The 16305-nt window shown below is 72.2% G+C and carries 17 protein-coding genes and 1 pseudogene; 12 read left to right on the top strand and 6 right to left on the bottom strand.

The window, feature by feature from the left end:
• The first annotated feature begins 158 nt into the window (after positions 1-158).
• Entirely contained in the window at positions 159-854 is a 696-nt protein-coding gene (locus tag ACFWBW_RS00900; protein WP_385367317.1) for a type 1 glutamine amidotransferase family protein, read from the top strand.
• Positions 847-1431 (top strand): MarR family winged helix-turn-helix transcriptional regulator, encoded by a 585-nt coding sequence (locus ACFWBW_RS00895; protein WP_385367315.1) that lies wholly within the window; start codon positions 847-849, stop codon positions 1429-1431. The genes ACFWBW_RS00900 and ACFWBW_RS00895 overlap by 8 nt, the downstream gene beginning before the upstream one ends.
• A gap of 14 nt (positions 1432-1445) precedes the next feature.
• Here the strand turns inward: ACFWBW_RS00895 and ACFWBW_RS00890 are convergent, their stop codons facing one another.
• The gene (locus tag ACFWBW_RS00890; protein ID WP_385367313.1) at positions 1446-1964 is read right to left on the bottom strand and encodes a GNAT family N-acetyltransferase; all 519 of its coding nucleotides are present in this window, start codon (positions 1962-1964) and stop codon (positions 1446-1448) included.
• Between ACFWBW_RS00890 and ACFWBW_RS00885 the strand changes: the two genes are divergently transcribed.
• The 3 genes and pseudogenes from ACFWBW_RS00885 to ACFWBW_RS00875 form a co-directional block, all read left to right on the top strand.
• The gene (locus tag ACFWBW_RS00885) at positions 1951-2493 is read left to right on the top strand and encodes a hypothetical protein (RefSeq protein WP_385367311.1); all 543 of its coding nucleotides are present in this window, start codon (positions 1951-1953) and stop codon (positions 2491-2493) included. The genes ACFWBW_RS00890 and ACFWBW_RS00885 overlap by 14 nt on opposite strands.
• A 70-nt stretch (positions 2494-2563) precedes the next feature.
• Positions 2564-2977 carry a nuclear transport factor 2 family protein gene (locus tag ACFWBW_RS00880; protein ID WP_385367309.1) on the top strand — a complete coding sequence of 138 codons (414 nt, stop codon included), beginning with the start codon at positions 2564-2566 and terminating at the stop codon, positions 2975-2977.
• Between the two features lie 123 nt (positions 2978-3100).
• Positions 3101-3835 (top strand): annotated as a pseudogene (locus ACFWBW_RS00875) (IS481 family transposase); the annotation flags it as partial.
• A gap of 45 nt (positions 3836-3880) precedes the next feature.
• Here the strand turns inward: ACFWBW_RS00875 and ACFWBW_RS00870 are convergent.
• Positions 3881-4522: a hypothetical protein gene (locus ACFWBW_RS00870; RefSeq protein WP_385367307.1), complete on the bottom strand. Its 642-nt coding sequence runs from the start codon at positions 4520-4522 to the stop codon at positions 3881-3883.
• A 242-nt stretch (positions 4523-4764) separates the two neighbouring features.
• Between ACFWBW_RS00870 and ACFWBW_RS00865 the strand changes: the two genes are divergently transcribed.
• The 6 genes from ACFWBW_RS00865 to ACFWBW_RS00840 all read left to right on the top strand — a co-directional run bounded on the left by ACFWBW_RS00865 (position 4765) and on the right by ACFWBW_RS00840 (position 11320).
• Positions 4765-5841 (top strand): alpha/beta hydrolase, encoded by a 1077-nt coding sequence (locus tag ACFWBW_RS00865; RefSeq protein ID WP_385367305.1) that lies wholly within the window; start codon positions 4765-4767, stop codon positions 5839-5841.
• Positions 5834-7156, top strand: coding sequence for an acyltransferase (locus ACFWBW_RS00860; RefSeq protein WP_385367458.1), 1323 nt, complete (start codon positions 5834-5836; stop codon positions 7154-7156). The genes ACFWBW_RS00865 and ACFWBW_RS00860 overlap by 8 nt, the downstream gene beginning before the upstream one ends.
• A gap of 10 nt (positions 7157-7166) precedes the next feature.
• On the top strand, positions 7167-8567 hold the full coding sequence (locus ACFWBW_RS00855; protein ID WP_385367303.1) for a sensor histidine kinase: 1401 nt from the start codon (positions 7167-7169) through the stop codon (positions 8565-8567).
• 6 nt (positions 8568-8573) lie between these two features.
• A complete protein-coding gene (locus ACFWBW_RS00850) occupies positions 8574-9248 on the top strand; it encodes a response regulator (protein ID WP_385367301.1) in 675 nt (224 codons plus the stop codon).
• Positions 9249-9338: 90 nt separating this feature from the next.
• Positions 9339-10664: a sensor histidine kinase gene (locus ACFWBW_RS00845; RefSeq protein ID WP_385367299.1), complete on the top strand. Its 1326-nt coding sequence runs from the start codon at positions 9339-9341 to the stop codon at positions 10662-10664.
• The gene (locus ACFWBW_RS00840; RefSeq protein WP_385367297.1) at positions 10661-11320 is read left to right on the top strand and encodes a response regulator; all 660 of its coding nucleotides are present in this window, start codon (positions 10661-10663) and stop codon (positions 11318-11320) included. Before ACFWBW_RS00845 ends, ACFWBW_RS00840 begins: the two co-directional genes overlap by 4 nt.
• A gap of 328 nt (positions 11321-11648) precedes the next feature.
• Here ACFWBW_RS00840 and ACFWBW_RS00835 read toward each other — a convergent pair whose 3' ends face one another.
• Genes ACFWBW_RS00835 through ACFWBW_RS00825 form a run of 3 tightly spaced genes read right to left on the bottom strand, consistent with a single transcriptional unit; the run spans position 11649 to position 13675 of the window.
• Positions 11649-12236, bottom strand: coding sequence for a hypothetical protein (locus tag ACFWBW_RS00835; RefSeq protein ID WP_385367295.1), 588 nt, complete (start codon positions 12234-12236; stop codon positions 11649-11651).
• Positions 12233-12628 (bottom strand): hypothetical protein, encoded by a 396-nt coding sequence (locus ACFWBW_RS00830; protein WP_385367293.1) that lies wholly within the window; start codon positions 12626-12628, stop codon positions 12233-12235. The genes ACFWBW_RS00835 and ACFWBW_RS00830 overlap by 4 nt, the downstream gene beginning before the upstream one ends.
• Before the next feature lie 21 nt (positions 12629-12649).
• A complete protein-coding gene (locus ACFWBW_RS00825) occupies positions 12650-13675 on the bottom strand; it encodes a diacylglycerol kinase (RefSeq protein WP_385367292.1) in 1026 nt (341 codons plus the stop codon).
• A 184-nt stretch (positions 13676-13859) separates the two neighbouring features.
• Between ACFWBW_RS00825 and ACFWBW_RS00820 the strand changes: the two genes are divergently transcribed.
• Positions 13860-15143 carry an adenylosuccinate synthase gene (locus ACFWBW_RS00820; protein WP_327305424.1) on the top strand — a complete coding sequence of 428 codons (1284 nt, stop codon included), beginning with the start codon at positions 13860-13862 and terminating at the stop codon, positions 15141-15143.
• 116 nt (positions 15144-15259) lie between these two features.
• Here the strand turns inward: ACFWBW_RS00820 and ACFWBW_RS00815 are convergent, their stop codons facing one another.
• A complete protein-coding gene (locus ACFWBW_RS00815) occupies positions 15260-16171 on the bottom strand; it encodes an alpha/beta hydrolase family protein (protein WP_385367290.1) in 912 nt (303 codons plus the stop codon).
• Positions 16172-16305: the final 134 nt, after the last annotated feature.

Here is a 16305-nt window from a genome sequence, read left to right as displayed (position 1 = left end):
AGCAAGCTGTCATCATGGCAGCCTACTGTCATAGAGGACGCAGCCGGACGGACCGGGCTGTCATGTCAGGCTCGGTTCGATTCGGGCTCGATTCGATTCTGTTCGGTTCGGTTCGGACATCAGACGCACGGCGACGGCGACACCGGAGGGCGAGCACGATGAGCGAGACCCAGACGAAGACGCAGGCTGAGACGCAGACGCAGACGCAGACGGAGCACCAGGCGCAGACCGGGGCGGGGTCCCGCCCCACGGTCCACGTGGCGGTGTACGACACGTACGCCGACTGGGAGACGGGCCACACCACGGCGCACCTGACCCAGCACGGCTACGAGGTCCGCACGGTCGGCATCGCCGCCGGACGGCCCGTCACCACGATGGGCGGCCTCCGCATCCAGCCCGACCTGGCCCTGTCGGACCTGCGCCCCGAGGAGTCCGCCCTCCTCATCCTGACCGGCGCCGGACTGTGGGACACGGGCGACGAGCTGGCCCCCTTCGCGGCGAAGGCCGAGGAGTTCCTGGCTGCGGGCGTCCCGGTCGCCGCGATCTGCGGAGCGACGGCCGGCCTGGCACGCGCCGGAGTCCTGGACGGACGTACGCACACCAGCGCGGCCCCCTTCTACCTCGGCGGCCAGCCGGGCTACGGCGGCGCCGAGCTCTACGTCGAGGCCGACGCGGTCACCGACGGCGACCTGATCACGGCGGGCCCCACGGAACCGGTGGCGTTCGCCCGCGAGGTCTTCGCCCGCCTCGGGGTGTACGAGCCGCACGTCCTCGACGCCTGGTACCGCCTGTTCCACGACTCGGACGCGAGCGCGTACCCGGTCCTGATGGCGGCGGACCCGAACCATGCCTGACCAGCCCGCGCCGCGCCCGCGGGGTGCGGAGCCGTCGGATCCGCCCGCCGGGGGGCTCCCGGAGGCCGTCGGCGCAGCTCCGGCGGCACGCGGCAGAGCATCGCGGGAGAACTCCCTGCGCACCCGGCAGGACCTCCTGAGCCGCACCGCCCTCGGGGTGTTCCGGCTCAACGGCCAGCTCCTCTCCGTATCGGAGGAGCTGGCCCGCCCGGCGGGGCTGACCGCAGCCTGGTGGCAGGTGCTCGGAGCCGTACTGCGCGAGCCGCTCCCCGTCGCCGGCATCGCCCGGGCCATGGGCATCACCCGGCAGAGCGTGCAGCGCATCGCCGATCTGCTGGCCGACAAGGGCCTCGCCGAGTACGTCCCGAACCCGGCCCACCGCCGGGCGAAGCTGCTGAGCCCCACGGATGCCGGCCGCGCCGCCGTCGCCAGGATCGGCCCGGGCCACGCGTCCCTGGCCGCCCGTCTCACGGAGGCCCTCGGCGAAGACGGCCTCGCCGAAACGGTCCGCGTCCTGGAACGCCTGTCGGCCGCCCTGGACACCCTGCCGCCCCCGACGGACGCCCCGGCCGCCTAGGCCACCTAGGTCGCCTAGGTCGTCGAGGCGTGCATGGCGCGGGGATCGACGGCCCAGTGGTTGGTCGGCAGGACGCGGTCCGCGAACGTCACGTCGCGTTCGGCGAGGAACCGGAAGCCGAGGGAGCGGCAGATGCCGTTCGACGGGCCGTTGCTCCGTGCGGGGAACGCGTGTACGCGCCCCCAGCGGTCCTCGTCCCGTGCCTGTTCGAGCAGGGCGCGGACGGCTCGTTTTCCCAGTCCGCGTCCCTGGTGTTCCGGCAGGACCATCCATCCGATCTCGGACACGGGCCCGTCCTCGGTGTCGTGGGACCACAGGGTCACCGTGCCCGCCACGACGTCGGGCCTGGCCGGGTCGGGGATGATCATCTTGATCCAGTCGAGATCCGCGGCCGCCTTGTGGACGTCTCGCCGGACCTTGTCCTCCATGCCTTCGCGTGGAAGCGGTCCGCCGAGGTCGGCCATCATGACGGGATCGCACCGCATCCTGACGTAGGCATCGACATCGACGAGTTCGACGTTGCGCAACTGCACCGGCTGCTCCCTGGATCGCCCTACCTCGCCGGCCGGTTCCGCCCCGGCCGGTCCTGCGCCGGCCGGTTCCGCCCCGGCCGGATCTGCGCCGGCCGGATCCGCCCCGGCCGGCTCCTCCGGCCCGCGGGGCACCACGGACGCGACCGGGACCAGCACCGGAACCGGAACGGGAACCGGCCCCGATCCTGCCCCTTCCGTCACTCCGGCCACACTCCCCGAGGCGTACGCCGGCAGCTGGCGGAGCACCTACGGCGACCAGAGCTGGCAGCTCACCCTCACCCCCGGAACCACCGGCTCCATCATCATGTCCCTGACCCTCCAGGCCCCCGGATTCAGCTGCGCCTGGACCGCGCCGCTGCGCTCCGCCACCACCGACACCGTCGGGCTCGACCCGTCCACGGTGATCTCCGGTGCGCCGCCGTCGTGTTCGCCGGGCGGCCGGAGCACCCTGCGGCTGCTCCCCGACGGGAACCTGGTGCGGGAGCTCGACGGCAGCACCGCGCTCCCGCTCACGTACCGGCGGCATTGATTATGGCGATGTCAATAAGCCTGTAGGCAAAGCTTGTTGCCTTCCACGGTCCCCCCGCACACTGCGGCACATGGAGCCGTTGAAGGTAGTGGCACAACTGTGGGAGCGGATCGAGGCACGCGACTGGGACGGAGCGGCCCTGCTGATCACCGAGGACGCGGTGATCGAGTGGCCCGTGAGCAGCGAACGCATCGTCGGTCGCGACAACTTCATCGCCGTCATCAGCGATGACGACTACGCGGACGAGAGATCCGTCGACGTGCTCCGGATCCTCGCGGACGGCGATCTCGTCGTGACCGAGGTGGAGATACCCCAGGACCACGTCGTCTACCGCGCCGTCTCCCTGTGGACCGTACGGGACGGGCGGGTCGCCGGCGCCCGGGAGTACTGGACCAGTCCCGGGCAGGACCCGGCCCCGCGCTGGCGCGCCGGTTTCGTCGAACCGCTCGTGGAGCCGCTCGCCGACTCCCTGACGGCGGACTAGGTGTATTGCCCCGGTAGGTTGTGGACGCGTGATGCAGGTCTCGACCGAGGCGTCTTGAACGGGTGAGGGCCTTCCGGGTTCGGTGTGGATTGCGACATCTCCACCGAACGACAGAAGGCCCTCATGCCCCACCGTAATGCACCCCTGACCGAGACCGGACGGCTGCGCCTGGCCCGCTGCGTGGTCGAGGACGGCTGGCCCCTACGCCGGGCCGCCGAACGCTTTTGTGTCTCACCCACCACCGCCCAACGCTGGTCCGACCGCTACCGGGCTCACGGCGAAGCGGGCATGAGCGACCACTCGTCCCGCCCGCACCACAGCCCGCGCCGGACCCCGACCCGCACCGAACGCCGGATCATCAAGGTCCGCCTCGCCCGCCGCTGGGGGCCGGCCCGCATCGCCCACCTGCTGGGGCTGGTGCCCTCGACCGTGCACCGCGTCCTGACCCGCTTCGGACTGGCCCGCCTGAGCCATCTGGACCGGGCCACCGGCCGTGTCATACGCCGCTACGAACGCGACAAGCCCGGCGAACTCGTCCACGTGGACATCAAGAAGCTCGGCAACATCCCCGACGGCGGCGGACACAAGGCCCTCGGCCGCCAAGCCGGCCGCAAGAAACGACCCCGCCTGGGCTACAGCTACATCCACACCGCCGTCGACGACCACTCCCGCCTCGCCTACAGCGAGATCCACACCGACGAGAAGAAAGAGACCGCCACCGCCTTCTGGACCCGGGCCCAGGCCTACTTCACCAGCGCCGGGATCACCGTCGAACGAGTCCTGACCGACAACGGCTCCTGCTACAAGTCCCACGCCTGGCGCGACCTGCTGACAGCGGCCGGGATCACCCACAAACGAGCCAGCCGCGTCCCCAACCTCACAGGGCAATACAACTAGGCCGTCTCAGAAGGGCATGTCCAGCAGCCGCGGCAACCTCACCTCGGTCACGCTCACGCCCTCCGGAGCGCCGAACGCCTCGATCATCACGCTGTTGCCGATGTCGGTCACCTCCAGGGCCTGGTGATCCGCTCCCACGCGCAGGTCGAGCCGTACCACGGGCCTGCCGTTGAAGTCCGGCATGCGGTGGATCCACGCCGCCGGGTACTTCAGGCCGATCAGTTTGGTCCGCAGCTCCTCGTAGCTGCCCGTGCCCGTGTTCGTCCCCGAGAACGCCCGGCTGATGCTCGGCTGGTGCCGCTGGGCCACGCACTCCTCCGTCGCATCCAGAGGCACCGGGTCGACCAGGACCGGCTGGACGGAGTCGGGCGCCGGCTCCACCGTGGCGGGGGCGGCCACTCCGTCGGGGGTTTCGGAGAGGTCCGGGGCGCAGCTCTGCCAGATGAGGTCCGCCATTTCGAGGAACCGGACCTCGGTCTCCGTGTCCGCGTCGCTCACCGCGGCGGCGTCGACCGTGGAGGTCTGAGCGGCGGCATCGACCGCGGAGGTCTGGGCGGCGGTGGCGTTCTGCGCGCCGAGGCCGGCCAGGACGACGACGCCGCTGAGTGCGGCCACCAGCAGGGACTTCGGGAGAAGAGTTGATCTCATGTCCGTACGATGCGGCCGACTGACCACCCCCCACATGAGTACCCGTACTCAACCCACCCGAGCACCGACTCAGCCGCGAACCGCCCTCTGAGCAGCCCGTAGCCCCTGTCATACCTGAGAGCTACTTGGGAAGTGGGCTCTGCGGTGGGACGCCGACCAGGGCTCCCGATTCCTAACTTCGTGACCAGAGAACAACGCACAACGCACCAACGCCCCTCTGGCACGAGCGAAGGAACGGACTCATGAGCCGCCGACCGCGACCCACCGCACGTCCCGACGGCCGCAGCAGCGGCCGTCTGCGCCGCACGCTGCTGGCCGGGCTCGTGGCCGCGGCCGTGGTGTTCCCCGTGTCCGCCGCCGCTTCCCCTGACGTCCCCGCGCCGGACCCGGCCGTGCTCGGCGAAAGCACCGCCCTCCCCGGCCGGTACGCCGCCCACCTCGCCAACCTCTCCGAGGCGGCCCGTACGGCCGAGAGCGCCGGCCGCCACGGCCGCGCGGCGAAGCTCCGGGCCATGGAGGCGGGCGGCGAAGCCCGGTTCCTCGTCTTCGACGGGCGCGGCAAGGGCCGGGCGATAGAGGTGTTCGGCGATCTGGAGACCGCCGACCGGGTCGCGGTCCTGGTCCCCGGGTCGGACACGACGCTGGACACCTACCAGAGGTTCCGTGCCGGGGCCGTCGCCCTTCAGCAGCGCCTGCGCGCCGAGCACCCCCGCTCCGCCGTGGTCGCCTGGCTCGGGTACGACACCCCCGGCACGGTCAGCCCGGCCGTCCTGACCACCGGCCGCGCCGACGAGGCCGCCGCCGAACTCGGCTCCTTCCTGCCCCGGTTGGCCCGGATGGCCGCCCCGGAGGCCCGCCTTTCGCTCCTGTGCCACTCCTACGGATCCGTCGTCTGCGCCCGTACGGTGACGGGTCCCGAGGTCACCGACATCGCGCTGTTCGGCAGTCCGGGCACGGGGGCCGGTTCCGCCGCGGACCTGCCGACCCGGGCGCGGGTCTGGGCCGGCCGGGGCGGCGACGACTGGATCTCCGGTGTCCCGCACGTGCGCGTCGGCGGGATCGGCTTCGCCGCCGATCCCGTGGACCCTGCCTTCGGAGCCCTGCCCTTCGCGGCCGGCTCCGGCGGCCACAGCGACTACCTCAAGCCGGGCACCGATTCCCTGAACGGACTGGCCGGAATCGTGCTCGGCTCCTCCCCGGCGGCCCGGCCCGTCCCGGGCCCCGCGACCGCCGCCTCCACCTCGTCCCTCACCACCCTCACCGCCCCCCTCGCCCCGTCCGCCCCCACAGCTCCGGAGGTCTCCCGTGCGCGTGCGTGAACCGCAGACCCGCTGGTCCGTTCTCGCGGACCGCATCGACGCAGGAACCCCCGCCCACCGGGACCGGGCCGTGGACGCGCTCCGGGCCTTCGCCATCCTCGGCGTGGTGCTGGGCCACTGGCTGGTCACCGCACTGACCAGTGCCGACGGCGGCCTCAGCACCACCAGCCCGCTGGCCCACATGAGCGGACTGGCCCCGGTCTCCTGGGTGTTCCAGACCCTGGCCGTCTTCTTCCTGGTCGGCGGCCACGTCGCGGCCCAGGGGTACGAGTCGGCGCGCGGCCGCGGAATCCCGTACGGGCAGTGGGTCCGCCAGCGGCTCGGCAGGCTGTTCCGGCCGGTCGCCGCCGTCCTGGTCCTCTGGAGCATCGCCGCCGGCGGCATGCTGCTCGGCGGCGTGGGGACGGACACCGTCCGGACGATGCTCAAACTCGTCCTGTCCCCCCTGTGGTTCCTCCTCGTCTTCGCCGCGCTCACCGCCGCGACCCCGCTCGTCGCCCGGCTGAGCCCGCTGTGGCCGCTGTGGCCGCTGTGGCCGCTGGCCGTGGTGGCCTCCGTCGATGTCTGGCGCTTCGGATTCGGCGGGCCCGAATGGATCGGCTGGGTCAATGTGGCCGCCGGCTGGCTCGTGCCCTACACCCTGGGCGCCGCCTGGTCCCGGGGCGCCTTCGCCCGGCGCACCCCGGCCGCACTCCTGCTGGGCGGCGGGATCGCAGCCACGGCCGCACTGATCCTCTGGGGCGGGTACCCCGCTTCGATGGTCGGTGTCCCCGGAGCCGCGATCTCGAATCTGAACCCGCCGACCCTGGCCGCCGTGGCGTTCGGCCTGGCCCAGTGCGGGCTGGCACTGCTGCTGCGGGAGCCGCTGGCCCGGGCGATGAGCCGGCCCCGGGCCTGGGCGAAGGTGGCGCTGGTGAACCTGTCCGCCATGACGATCTTCCTGTGGCACCAGACCGCGATGATGGCCGTCACCGCCCTGGGACTGCTGGTCTCCACCGATCTGCCCGGCCTGCACACCGTGCCCGCTTCCGCGGAGTGGATAGCCGTCAGGCTGCTCTGGCTGCCCGTGTTCGCGGCCTCGCTGGCGGTCTGCTGGGCCGCCTTCCACACCTACGAGAAGGTCGGCGACCGCCCCCGTGGCCGGACCCGGCGCGGCTCCTCCGGGACGCCGGCCGTCCCCTCCCGGATCGTCGCCTCGTCCGCCCCCCTGCCCCTGGGGACGGCCTCCTCCGACGCCCGCACCGACTCAACTCCGGCCGGTGAAAGCACAGTCACCGGCCCGGTGGCTCCCGCCAAGGAGACCCTCCATGCCTAGGCTGGACCGTGTGAACGAGCAGAGCGAGCCCCCTGCCCCGGCCCCGGGCACGGGTCCGGCCCAGAACGCGGTCGTGGCCGCCACCGCGGGGGACGGGGCGCCGGGAGCCTCCCCCGCCAGGGCCTCGGCCGTGTTGGGGAGCGTGGCCCGGGGGCTCCTGGACCTGAAGGCCGATCCCCTCCCGAAGATGTCGAAACCGCGCTGGCTGGCCTGGCTCCCGCACGTGGTGCTCCTCTATTTGGCGGTGGCCTTCTTCGCCGTCACCACGGAGCAACTCAGCAACCACTACGGGGTCCACGGCTCGATCAGGCCGCTGCTGGCGACCATGGTCGGCGGGTCCATCGTGATCGCGATGCGCTGGCCCATGGCCGGGTACTGGATCGGCCTGACCGCGGCGGGACTGATCGCCGGGCAGATCCACGGCCATGTCGGGCAGGGCCAGAGCTGGCCGTGGATGCCCGCCGGGCTGTTCGCCTTCGCCCCGGTGCTGCTGCTGGTGTCCCTGCGGGTGCCGCCCCGGGTGACCGCCGGCGCGGTCACCGTCGTCATCGCCTGCACCGGGATCGCCGAGGGCCTCTTCAGGCCCGAGCACAGCGGCACCGGCACCCCCGGGGCGATCCTCCTGTTCGCCTTCACCGGCCTCCTCGGCTACGCCTTGCGCGCGACCCGGCTGGCCCGCACGCAGCTCGTCCGGCAGGAGACCCTCACCGAGGAGGAGCGCGCCCGGCGCACCCTGCTGGAGGAGCGCAGCCGGATCGCCCGCGAGCTGCACGACGTCGTCGCGCACCACATGTCGGTGATCTCCATCCAGGCGCAGGTGGCCCCCTATCTCGTGGAGAACCCGTCGGAGGAACTCAAGGAGAACCTGGCCGGGATCCGGGCGAATGCCGTGGAGGCCCTGACGGAACTGCGCCGCGTCCTGGGGGTGCTGCGTTCCGAGCATCCCGACGAGGCCGCCGGTCCGCACCACCCGCAGCCCACGCTGGCCGAGTTGGAGGGCCTCGTGGACAACGTGCGGGCCGCCGGGCTCGATGTCACCACCGAGATCGCGGGCATCCGCCGCCCGTTGTCGCCGGGGGTGGAGCTCACCGCGTACCGGATCGTGCAGGAGGCGCTGAGCAACTGCCTGCGCCACGCCCCCGGCTCCCGCGTGGAGGTCGGCATCGCCTACGGGCCCCGCGATGTGCACCTGTGCGTCGCGAACTCCGCTCCCACCCGGCCGGCCCCGCCGACCACGGGAGGGGGGCACGGGCTGCTGGGGATGCGTGAGCGAGCGGGCATGCTGGGGGGCGAGCTGGCCGCCGGCCCCCGCCCCGACGGAGGGTACGAGGTGAGCGCCGTGCTGCCGATGGATCCCGTGTCCCCGGGCGGCGGGCCCTTCCCCGCCCCGGAGACGACGAAGAAGGACTGAGGACTCATGACTGCTGCCCCGATCAGGGTGATGATCGCCGACGACCAGATGATGGTCCGCCAGGGCTTCACCGTGCTCCTCGACGCCCAGCCCGACATCGAGGTCGTCGGCCAGGCCGTCGACGGCGCCGAGGCCGTGGCCAAGGTCTCCGAACTGTCCCCGGACGTGGTCCTGATGGACATCCGGATGCCCGGGATGGGCGGCATCGAAGCCACCTCCCTCATCACGGCCGCCCCGGGCTCCGGGGTGAAGGTGCTGGTGCTGACCACCTTCGACCTCGACGAGTACGTGTACGAGGCGCTGCGCGCCGGCGCCTCGGGGTTCCTCCTCAAGGACGCCTCCGCGGATCAGCTGGCGGAGGCGGTTCGCGTGATCGCGGCCGGGGAGGCGCTGCTCGCACCGAACATCACCAAGCGGCTGATCACCGAGTTCTCCCGGCTGGGGGCTCCCAGGGCACCTTCGAAGGCGCGGATCGACGAGCTGACGGAGCGGGAGACGGAGGTCCTGTCGCTGGTCGCCCAGGGCATGTCGAACGCGGAGATCGCCGAACACCTGGTCCTGGCCGAGCAGACGGTCAAGACGCACGTGGGCCGGATCCTGGTGAAGCTGGGCCTGCGGGACCGCACGCAGGCGGCGGTGTTCGCGTACGAGACGGGTCTGATCCGTCCGACGGGCTACTGAAACGGCCCCCGGTAGTACTTGAGGGGGACCCCGGGAAATCCCCTTCAGCGGCGACGCGGACCAGGCCAGGGCCCACCTACCGTGGGGAGCATGACCGAGACGACCCACGGGGCGACCCCCCGGGCACCAGAGATCCGGCTGGCTTCGGGCTTCATCCAGAGCCTGCGCCAGGCTCTGATCACCGACGCCTTCGCCTACCGCCCCCTGCCACCGATGCGCACGGACGGGCCGCTCACCCGGCGGCTCCCGAAGCGGATACGGGTGGAGGCCGCACACCTGCCGCACGCGGCCGTCTGCCTGATCGCGTTCTTCGTGGTGGTCTTCGCCTCGATCACCACCGGCCTGCCCCAGGCCGCCTCCCTGGTGATGGGGCTGCTCGCGGCCACCCCGATCGCGATGACCCTGGTGCGGCCGCTGGGGGCGTTCTGGGTCGCCGTGGCGGTCACCATGGTCTTCTCGGTCGTCAGCGGCTCCGATCCCAACTGGCCCTGGATCCCTGCCACCTTCTTCTCGTACCTCGCGACGGTGACGCTGGTGGCGATGCGGACCACTCCGCGGACGGCCGGCTGGATGTGGGTGGTCACGCTGGCCATCGGCATCGGGACGTCCATCGTGCTCGGTCACGGCCAGACCATCAACGTCGGCCCGATGGCCTTCGCCTCGGCGATCGCCCTGCTGGCGGTGAGCATCCGCAACATCCGCCAGCAGGCGGAGCAGGAGATCACCGCGCAGCAGGAGGTCACGGCCGTCGAGCGGGACCGGCGGACCCTGCTGGAGGAGCGGACCACGATCGCGCGGGAGCTCCACGACGTGGTCGCCCACCACATGTCGGTGGTGGCCATCCAGGCGGAGGCCGCTCCCTACCGGGTGAAGAATCCGCCGCCGGAGCTGGAGGCCGCGTTCGTGACCATCCGGGAGAACGCGGTGGCGGCCCTGACCGAGCTGCGCCGGGTGCTGGGTGTCGTCCGCTCCGCGGACTACGAGGCGCCGGACGCCCCGCAGCCGACGCTGGCCTCGCTGGACGGGCTGCTGGCCAATGTGCGGGAGGCCGGGCTGAGCGTGGACAAGACCGTGACGGGCGCCGTGCGCGAACTGCCGCCGGGCGTGGAGCTTTCGGCCTACCGGATCATCCAGGAGGCCCTGAGCAACACCCTGCGGCACGCGCCGGGCGCCACCGCCGGGGTCGAGATCTCGTACGTGCTGGGCGGGCTGGGCCTGCGCATCGTCAACGAGGCCGGCACCGGAGACGTGAGGCCCTCGCCGGGGGCCGGGCAGGGGGTCACCGGCATGCGCGAGCGCGTGGCCATGCTGGAAGGGGAGATGACCGCCGGGGAGCGGGCGTCCGGAGGGTTCGAGGTGGCGGTGTTCATACCCGTGGCCACCAGCCGCCCGGAGCCGGCGAAGGATCCGGCATGACGATCAGAGTGCTCATCGTCGACGACCAGATGATGGTCCGTGAGGGCTTCTCCGTCCTGCTGAACGCGATGGACGGCATCGAAGTGGCCGGGGAAGCGGTGAACGGGCGGGAGGCCATCGCCCAGGTGGCGGCGCTGAAGCCGGATGTGGTGCTGATGGACATCCGGATGCCGGAGATGAACGGCCTGGAGGCGACACGGGAGATCGTGGCCGCCGACACGGACGCGAAGGTGCTGGTCCTGACGACCTTCGACCTCGACGAGTACGTGTACCAGGCGCTGCGGGCCGGAGCCTCCGGGTTCCTCCTCAAGGACGCCTCTGCCCGTCAACTGGCCGATGGGGTGCGGGTGGTGGCTGCCGGGGAGGCCCTCCTGGCCCCGTCCGTGACCAAGCGGCTGATCACGGAGTTCTCGAAGTTGTCGGAGACCCGGCCGCAGGTGGGTTCCGCGGGGGTCGCGGAGCTGACGGAGCGGGAGACCGAGGTGCTGGTGCTGATCGCCCAGGGACTGTCCAACGCGGAGATAGCGGATCGCCTGATCATCGCCGAGTCCACCATCAAGACGCATGTGAGCCGGATCCTGGTGAAGCTGGGACTGCGGGACCGCACACAGGCGGCGGTGTTCGCGTACGAGACTCGGCTGGTGACCCCCGCTTAGGCCGCTCCGAAAAGTTGTCCACAGCTGTGGACAACTTTCAGACAAGAGCGGATCAAGGGGTACCGAGGGTCAGGATCGGAAGAGGAGCCCAGGTCAGGGCCCCGGAGCCGGGGATCCGGGCCACTGCCCAGCCGGCCGACGGCGTTCGCCGGCACGGGTCCCGCGCGCTGCCCCAACTCCTCGGCGCCCAGGCGCAGTACGGGCGACACGGCGAGGAGGGCGGCCACCGGCCCGAGCACTCCGGCCATCGTCGCCGGGAAGGCGTCGGTGAGGCCGGCCCGAGCGCCCGCGCCGCGGACCGCAGTGACGTGTCCACGGCCGACCGCACTCATCGAGGCGGCTGCCTGCGCCTGAGCACGCCCCGCCGCCACGGCCTGCGTGCCCGGCCCAGCTGCCGGGTACCCGGCGCCCACACCACCGCCCCGGGCCCCGGGTCGCCGGCCAGCCACACGAACCGCTCCGGCGGCGGGCCGCAGGCGTCCGCCTCCGGCGCCGTCACCCGCCGCCCCAGGGGCCCCAGGGCCAGCACACAGCCTGCTCCGTCACCGCCCAGGGCGAGCAGCAGTGGCAGGCCTCGCCCGCGCACCACCTCGACGTCGTACGGGGTCCAGAGCAGCCCCGGGGCGCGCAGGAGGCCCCGCACGCGCCGGACCACGTACAGCTCCCGGAGCCCGACGAGCACCGGCAGGCACAGCAGCCCCAGCAAGACCACACGCAACGGCACGGGGCGGGTGACGAGTGCCCCGATCACCGCGGGCCAGCAGAGCGCGGGCAGCAGGCAGAGCAGCACGGCATCCCGCCGCCAGTCGCCGAGCGCGTCCCGGACGGCCGCCTCCCCGGGCGGCCCGGGCACCGGCTCCTCTCGCAAGGCGTCCGGATCCGCTCCGCCCACGCCGGCCCCGCCTCCCCCGGTCACCAGACGAAGTTCCGGTAGATGCCGAGGACAGGGGCAACACAGACCGAGACCATGAAGCCGAGGATGCCGACCGGCGCGATCCATCCCGGCGCCGGGCCGTCTCCGCCGATCTCGTAGAGCCGGCCCCGCCAGGGCCAGTACGTCGCCACCCTCGCCCGCTCCGCCGAGCAGCGGAATTCAGTCGTGTGCTCGCCCTTCCCGAAGTGCGGGTCGCGCCAGGCCACGACGCAGGTCCGCTCGTCCGCGCTCCGGCCGACCACCCGCAAGGCCACGGACTCGTCGTCGGACGCGCCGATCCCCGCCTGCATGAAGAGCAGGAACGGGACGGCCCCGGCGAGCGCGACCCACCGGAACACCCCGATCCACCACGGAACGTCCGCGATCCCCGCCACCGGTCCTCCCCCGGGTCGGCATCAGCGCTGCAGCGGCAGTGTCAGCCCCCACGCGCCCGGGTGCAAGGTCCACGTACGGCGGCGGACCGGACCGGTGATTCCGACGTCCGACCGGTAGCGGAAATCCTCCCCGGACACCGTCACGGCCGACGCCCGCGCCCGCACCACCCGGCCGGATCCGGAACCGGATCCGGAACCGGAACCGGAACCGGGAGCAGAGCCGGAGCCGGAGCCCGATCCGGGCCCACGACCAGTACCGAGACCGGAGCCGAGACCGGAGCCGAGGCCAGAGCCGGAACCTGAACCGAAACCATGGCCAGATGCCGTGACCGCCCCCATCCGGACCAGCACGTCCGCCAGCCCGTCGCCCTCCCGGGCCGACACGGTGACGTCCTCCACAAGCCGGTCCACGTCCGCCAGGACCACCCCGTCGGCCTCCACCCGCAGGCGGTGGCCCCCGCCGGATCCGGTGGCGGAGGAAACCCCGGCCGACGGGCGGACGAACGTACGGACCAGCGAGCGGTACGCGTTCCACACCGACGGCCCGGCCGGCCGCGGGACGCCCCCGGCCCCCGACCGGGACCCGGCCGCGGCCCCCACGGGCGGCGGCGGGATGCCGATCCCGCCCAGCACGACCCCGTCGCTGTCGTCGACCAGCAGGTCCCGCATGCCGACGGCCCCGTCCAGGACCGCCCGCGCGGCCGACACGGCCGACAGCGGCACGCCGAGCTGCAGCGCCAGTACCAGCGACCCCGCCGGCCCCACCGGAATCAGTGAAACGGCCCCCTCGGACAGCGCCCGCTCACGGTGCAGCAGTCCGACGGCCCGTACGAGCGCGCGGTCGTCGCCCACGATCACCGGCTGCCGATGACCCCGGCGGGCGAGGGCCCGCGCAAACTCCTCCTGTGAGTCCGGGAGACAAATTTTTGCCGCCGCGCCCGCTGACAACACATCTTTCGCGATTCGCACGGACTCGCCGTCAAGACGGCGGGCGACCGGGTCGACGAGCACGAGCAGGCCGCCTACCGGCGCGCCCGCATGGCTCATGGTGGGCTCTGGAGCCGACACCTCGGTCCTTCCTCGGGTAGCATCTTTGTGCAAGAGGCCCTTGCGCTATTGCGCCAGGGCCTTCGTCTATTCCGGGGTACCGGTCCGACGGCTCAGCCTGCGGTGTACATCGTCGTACGCCCCCTGACCTTGGACATGCCCCATCCGGAAGAGGTGTACGCCTGTGCCCGCTCTTGTGCTGCTCGGAGCTCAGTGGGGTGACGAGGGCAAGGGAAAGGCCACCGACCTGCTCGGTGGATCCGTTGACTATGTAGTGCGTTACCAGGGCGGCAACAACGCCGGCCACACGGTCGTCGTGGGCGACCAGAAGTACGCACTGCACCTTCTCCCTTCCGGCATCCTCTCCCCCGGATGCACCCCGGTCATCGGCAACGGTGTCGTCATCGACCCGGCCGTCCTGCTCTCCGAGCTGCGCGGCCTGAACGAGCGCGGCATCGACACCTCGAAGCTGCTGGTCAGCGGCAACGCGCACGTGATCACGCCGTACAACGTCACCCTCGACAAGGTCGGCGAGCGCTTCCTCGGCAAGCGCAAGATCGGTACGACCGGCCGCGGCATCGGACCGACCTACGCGGACAAGATCAACCGCGTCGGCATCCGGATCCAGGACCTCTACGACGAGTCGATCCTCACACAGAAGGTCGAAGCGGCGCTCGAGGGCAAGAACCAGCTCCTCACGAAGCTGTACAACCGCCGTGCGATCGAGTCGGCGCAGATCGTCGAAGAGCTGCTCGGCTACGCGGAGCAGATCAAGCAGTACGTCGCCGACACCACCCTGATCATCAACAAGGCGCTCGACCAGGACAAGGTCGTGCTCTTCGAGGGCGGCCAGGGCACCCTGCTCGACGTCGACCACGGCACGTACCCCTTCGTCACCTCCTCGAACCCGACCGCCGGTGGCGCCTGCACCGGTGCGGGCGTCGGCCCGACGAAGATCAGCCGCGTCATCGGCATCCTGAAGGCGTACACGACCCGCGTCGGCGCCGGCCCGTTCCCGACCGAGCTGTTCGACGCGGACGGCGAGGCCCTGCGCCGCATCGGTGGCGAGCGCGGTGTGACCACCGGCCGTGACCGCCGCTGCGGCTGGTTCGACGCCCCGATCGCGCGCTACGCGACCCGCGTCAACGGCCTGACGGACTTCTTCCTCACCAAGCTGGACGTGCTGACCGGCTGGGAAGAGATCCCGGTCTGCGTCGCGTACGAGATCGACGGCAAGCGCGTCGAGGAGCTCCCGTACTCGCAGACGGACTTCCACCACGCGAAGCCGATCTACGAGAACTTCCCCGGCTGGTCCGAGGACATCACCAAGGCCAAGACCTTCGCGGACCTCCCGAAGAACGCCCAGGCGTACGTCAAGGCCCTCGAGGAGATGTCGGGCGCTCCGATCTCCGCGATCGGCGTCGGCCCCGGCCGCACCGAGACGATCGAGATCAACTCGTTCCTGTAGGCGGTACGGCAGTACGTGCACCAACCCGAAGGGGCGGCCCGGTGCGGCCGCCCCTTCGGCGTACCCGGGGCACCCGCGACGGGCCGCCGGACGGCCCGACAGCCGGACGCCCGGCCCTACCAGGCCAGCTGCGAGATCTCCTCCGCCACCACCGCGCACGCGTCCGCCGCCGGGTCGATGAGCGGGAAGTGGCCGACCGCGTCCAGCAGGGTCAGCCCCACCATCTCCCCGGCCAGCGCGGCCGCCGCCACGTAGGCCTCCGCCACCGCCTCCGGGACCACGATGTCGCTCCGCCCCTGGACCACCGCCGTGGCGATGCCCGTCGGGAGCAGCGCCGCCGGGTCGGCGTACGGGCGCCGTGCCGCGAAGGCGGACGCCCCGCCCAGGAGCTGCGCCGACGCTCCGCCGCACACCCCGAGCTCCTCCGCCACCGTGAAGTCCGCGATCGGGGCCAGCGCCACCACACCGCGCAGCAGCGGCGGCGAAGGCAGCCTCCAGCCGGCCGGGGCGTCGTACGCGAGCACGTGACGGGCGGCGGCCCACAGCGCGAGGTGGCCTCCGGCCGAGTGGCCGGTCAGCACCGTGCGGCGCGGGTCCGCCTCCGGCAGGCTGCCGGCGGCCAGCCCGGGCAGGGCGTCGAGGGCGGCGGCCACGTCGTCGAAGGTCTCGGGCCAGCGGCCCGCCACGGGGCCCTCGGCGTCCTGGTGCGGCAGGGTCTGCGATGCCCGGGACCGGCCGCGCCGGTACTCGACATTGGCGACGGCGAAACCCCGGCGGGCCAGGAAGTCCGCGAAGGGGGTGATGTGCTGCCGGTCGTACGGGCCGCGCCAGGCCCCGCCGTGCAGGACGACGACCAGCGGCGCGGAACGCGCGATGCCGGGCTGCGCCGACTCCCCGCGCGGGGCGTAGAAGTCGATGATCTGGTCGGGGTGTTCACCGTAGGCGGCCGTCGCGTCGGGGGCTACGGGCGGATGGGAGAAGGCCGAGGCGGCCTCGGCGGCGTCCCGTTCGACTGCGGGGTCCGTCATCGGCTCAACCTCCGGTAACGCATGGGACAAGGGGGACTGATGTTCCGGTGATCCGGCAGAGCGGGACCGTATCAGGCCTGAACGGCCCCCTCCGTGGCGGGCCGAGCGGATACCGGCGCGGGCGGGGCCGTAGC

Source organism: Streptomyces sp. NPDC059957, assembly GCF_042730015.1.
In the GTDB taxonomy this organism is placed as follows: Bacteria; Actinomycetota; Actinomycetes; order Streptomycetales; family Streptomycetaceae; genus Streptomyces.
The sequence above is the reverse complement of the archived record's forward strand: the minus strand, read 5'-3'. Positions and strand labels throughout refer to the sequence as shown.

Excerpts from the sequence above, each read along its gene's own strand:
- ACFWBW_RS00900 (WP_385367317.1), top strand. The coding sequence starts at position 159 with ATGAGCGAGACCCAGACGAAGACGCAGGCTGAGACGCAGACGCAGACG.
- ACFWBW_RS00895 (WP_385367315.1), top strand. The coding sequence starts at position 847 with ATGCCTGACCAGCCCGCGCCGCGCCCGCGGGGTGCGGAGCCGTCGGAT.
- ACFWBW_RS00880 (WP_385367309.1), top strand. The coding sequence starts at position 2,564 with ATGGAGCCGTTGAAGGTAGTGGCACAACTGTGGGAGCGGATCGAGGCA.
- ACFWBW_RS00870 (WP_385367307.1), bottom strand. The coding sequence starts at position 4,522 with ATGAGATCAACTCTTCTCCCGAAGTCCCTGCTGGTGGCCGCACTCAGC.
- ACFWBW_RS00865 (WP_385367305.1), top strand. The coding sequence starts at position 4,765 with ATGAGCCGCCGACCGCGACCCACCGCACGTCCCGACGGCCGCAGCAGC.
- ACFWBW_RS00850 (WP_385367301.1), top strand. The coding sequence starts at position 8,574 with ATGACTGCTGCCCCGATCAGGGTGATGATCGCCGACGACCAGATGATG.
- ACFWBW_RS00845 (WP_385367299.1), top strand. The coding sequence starts at position 9,339 with ATGACCGAGACGACCCACGGGGCGACCCCCCGGGCACCAGAGATCCGG.
- ACFWBW_RS00840 (WP_385367297.1), top strand. The coding sequence starts at position 10,661 with ATGACGATCAGAGTGCTCATCGTCGACGACCAGATGATGGTCCGTGAG.
- ACFWBW_RS00825 (WP_385367292.1), bottom strand. The coding sequence starts at position 13,675 with ATGAGCCATGCGGGCGCGCCGGTAGGCGGCCTGCTCGTGCTCGTCGAC.
- ACFWBW_RS00815 (WP_385367290.1), bottom strand. The coding sequence starts at position 16,171 with ATGACGGACCCCGCAGTCGAACGGGACGCCGCCGAGGCCGCCTCGGCC.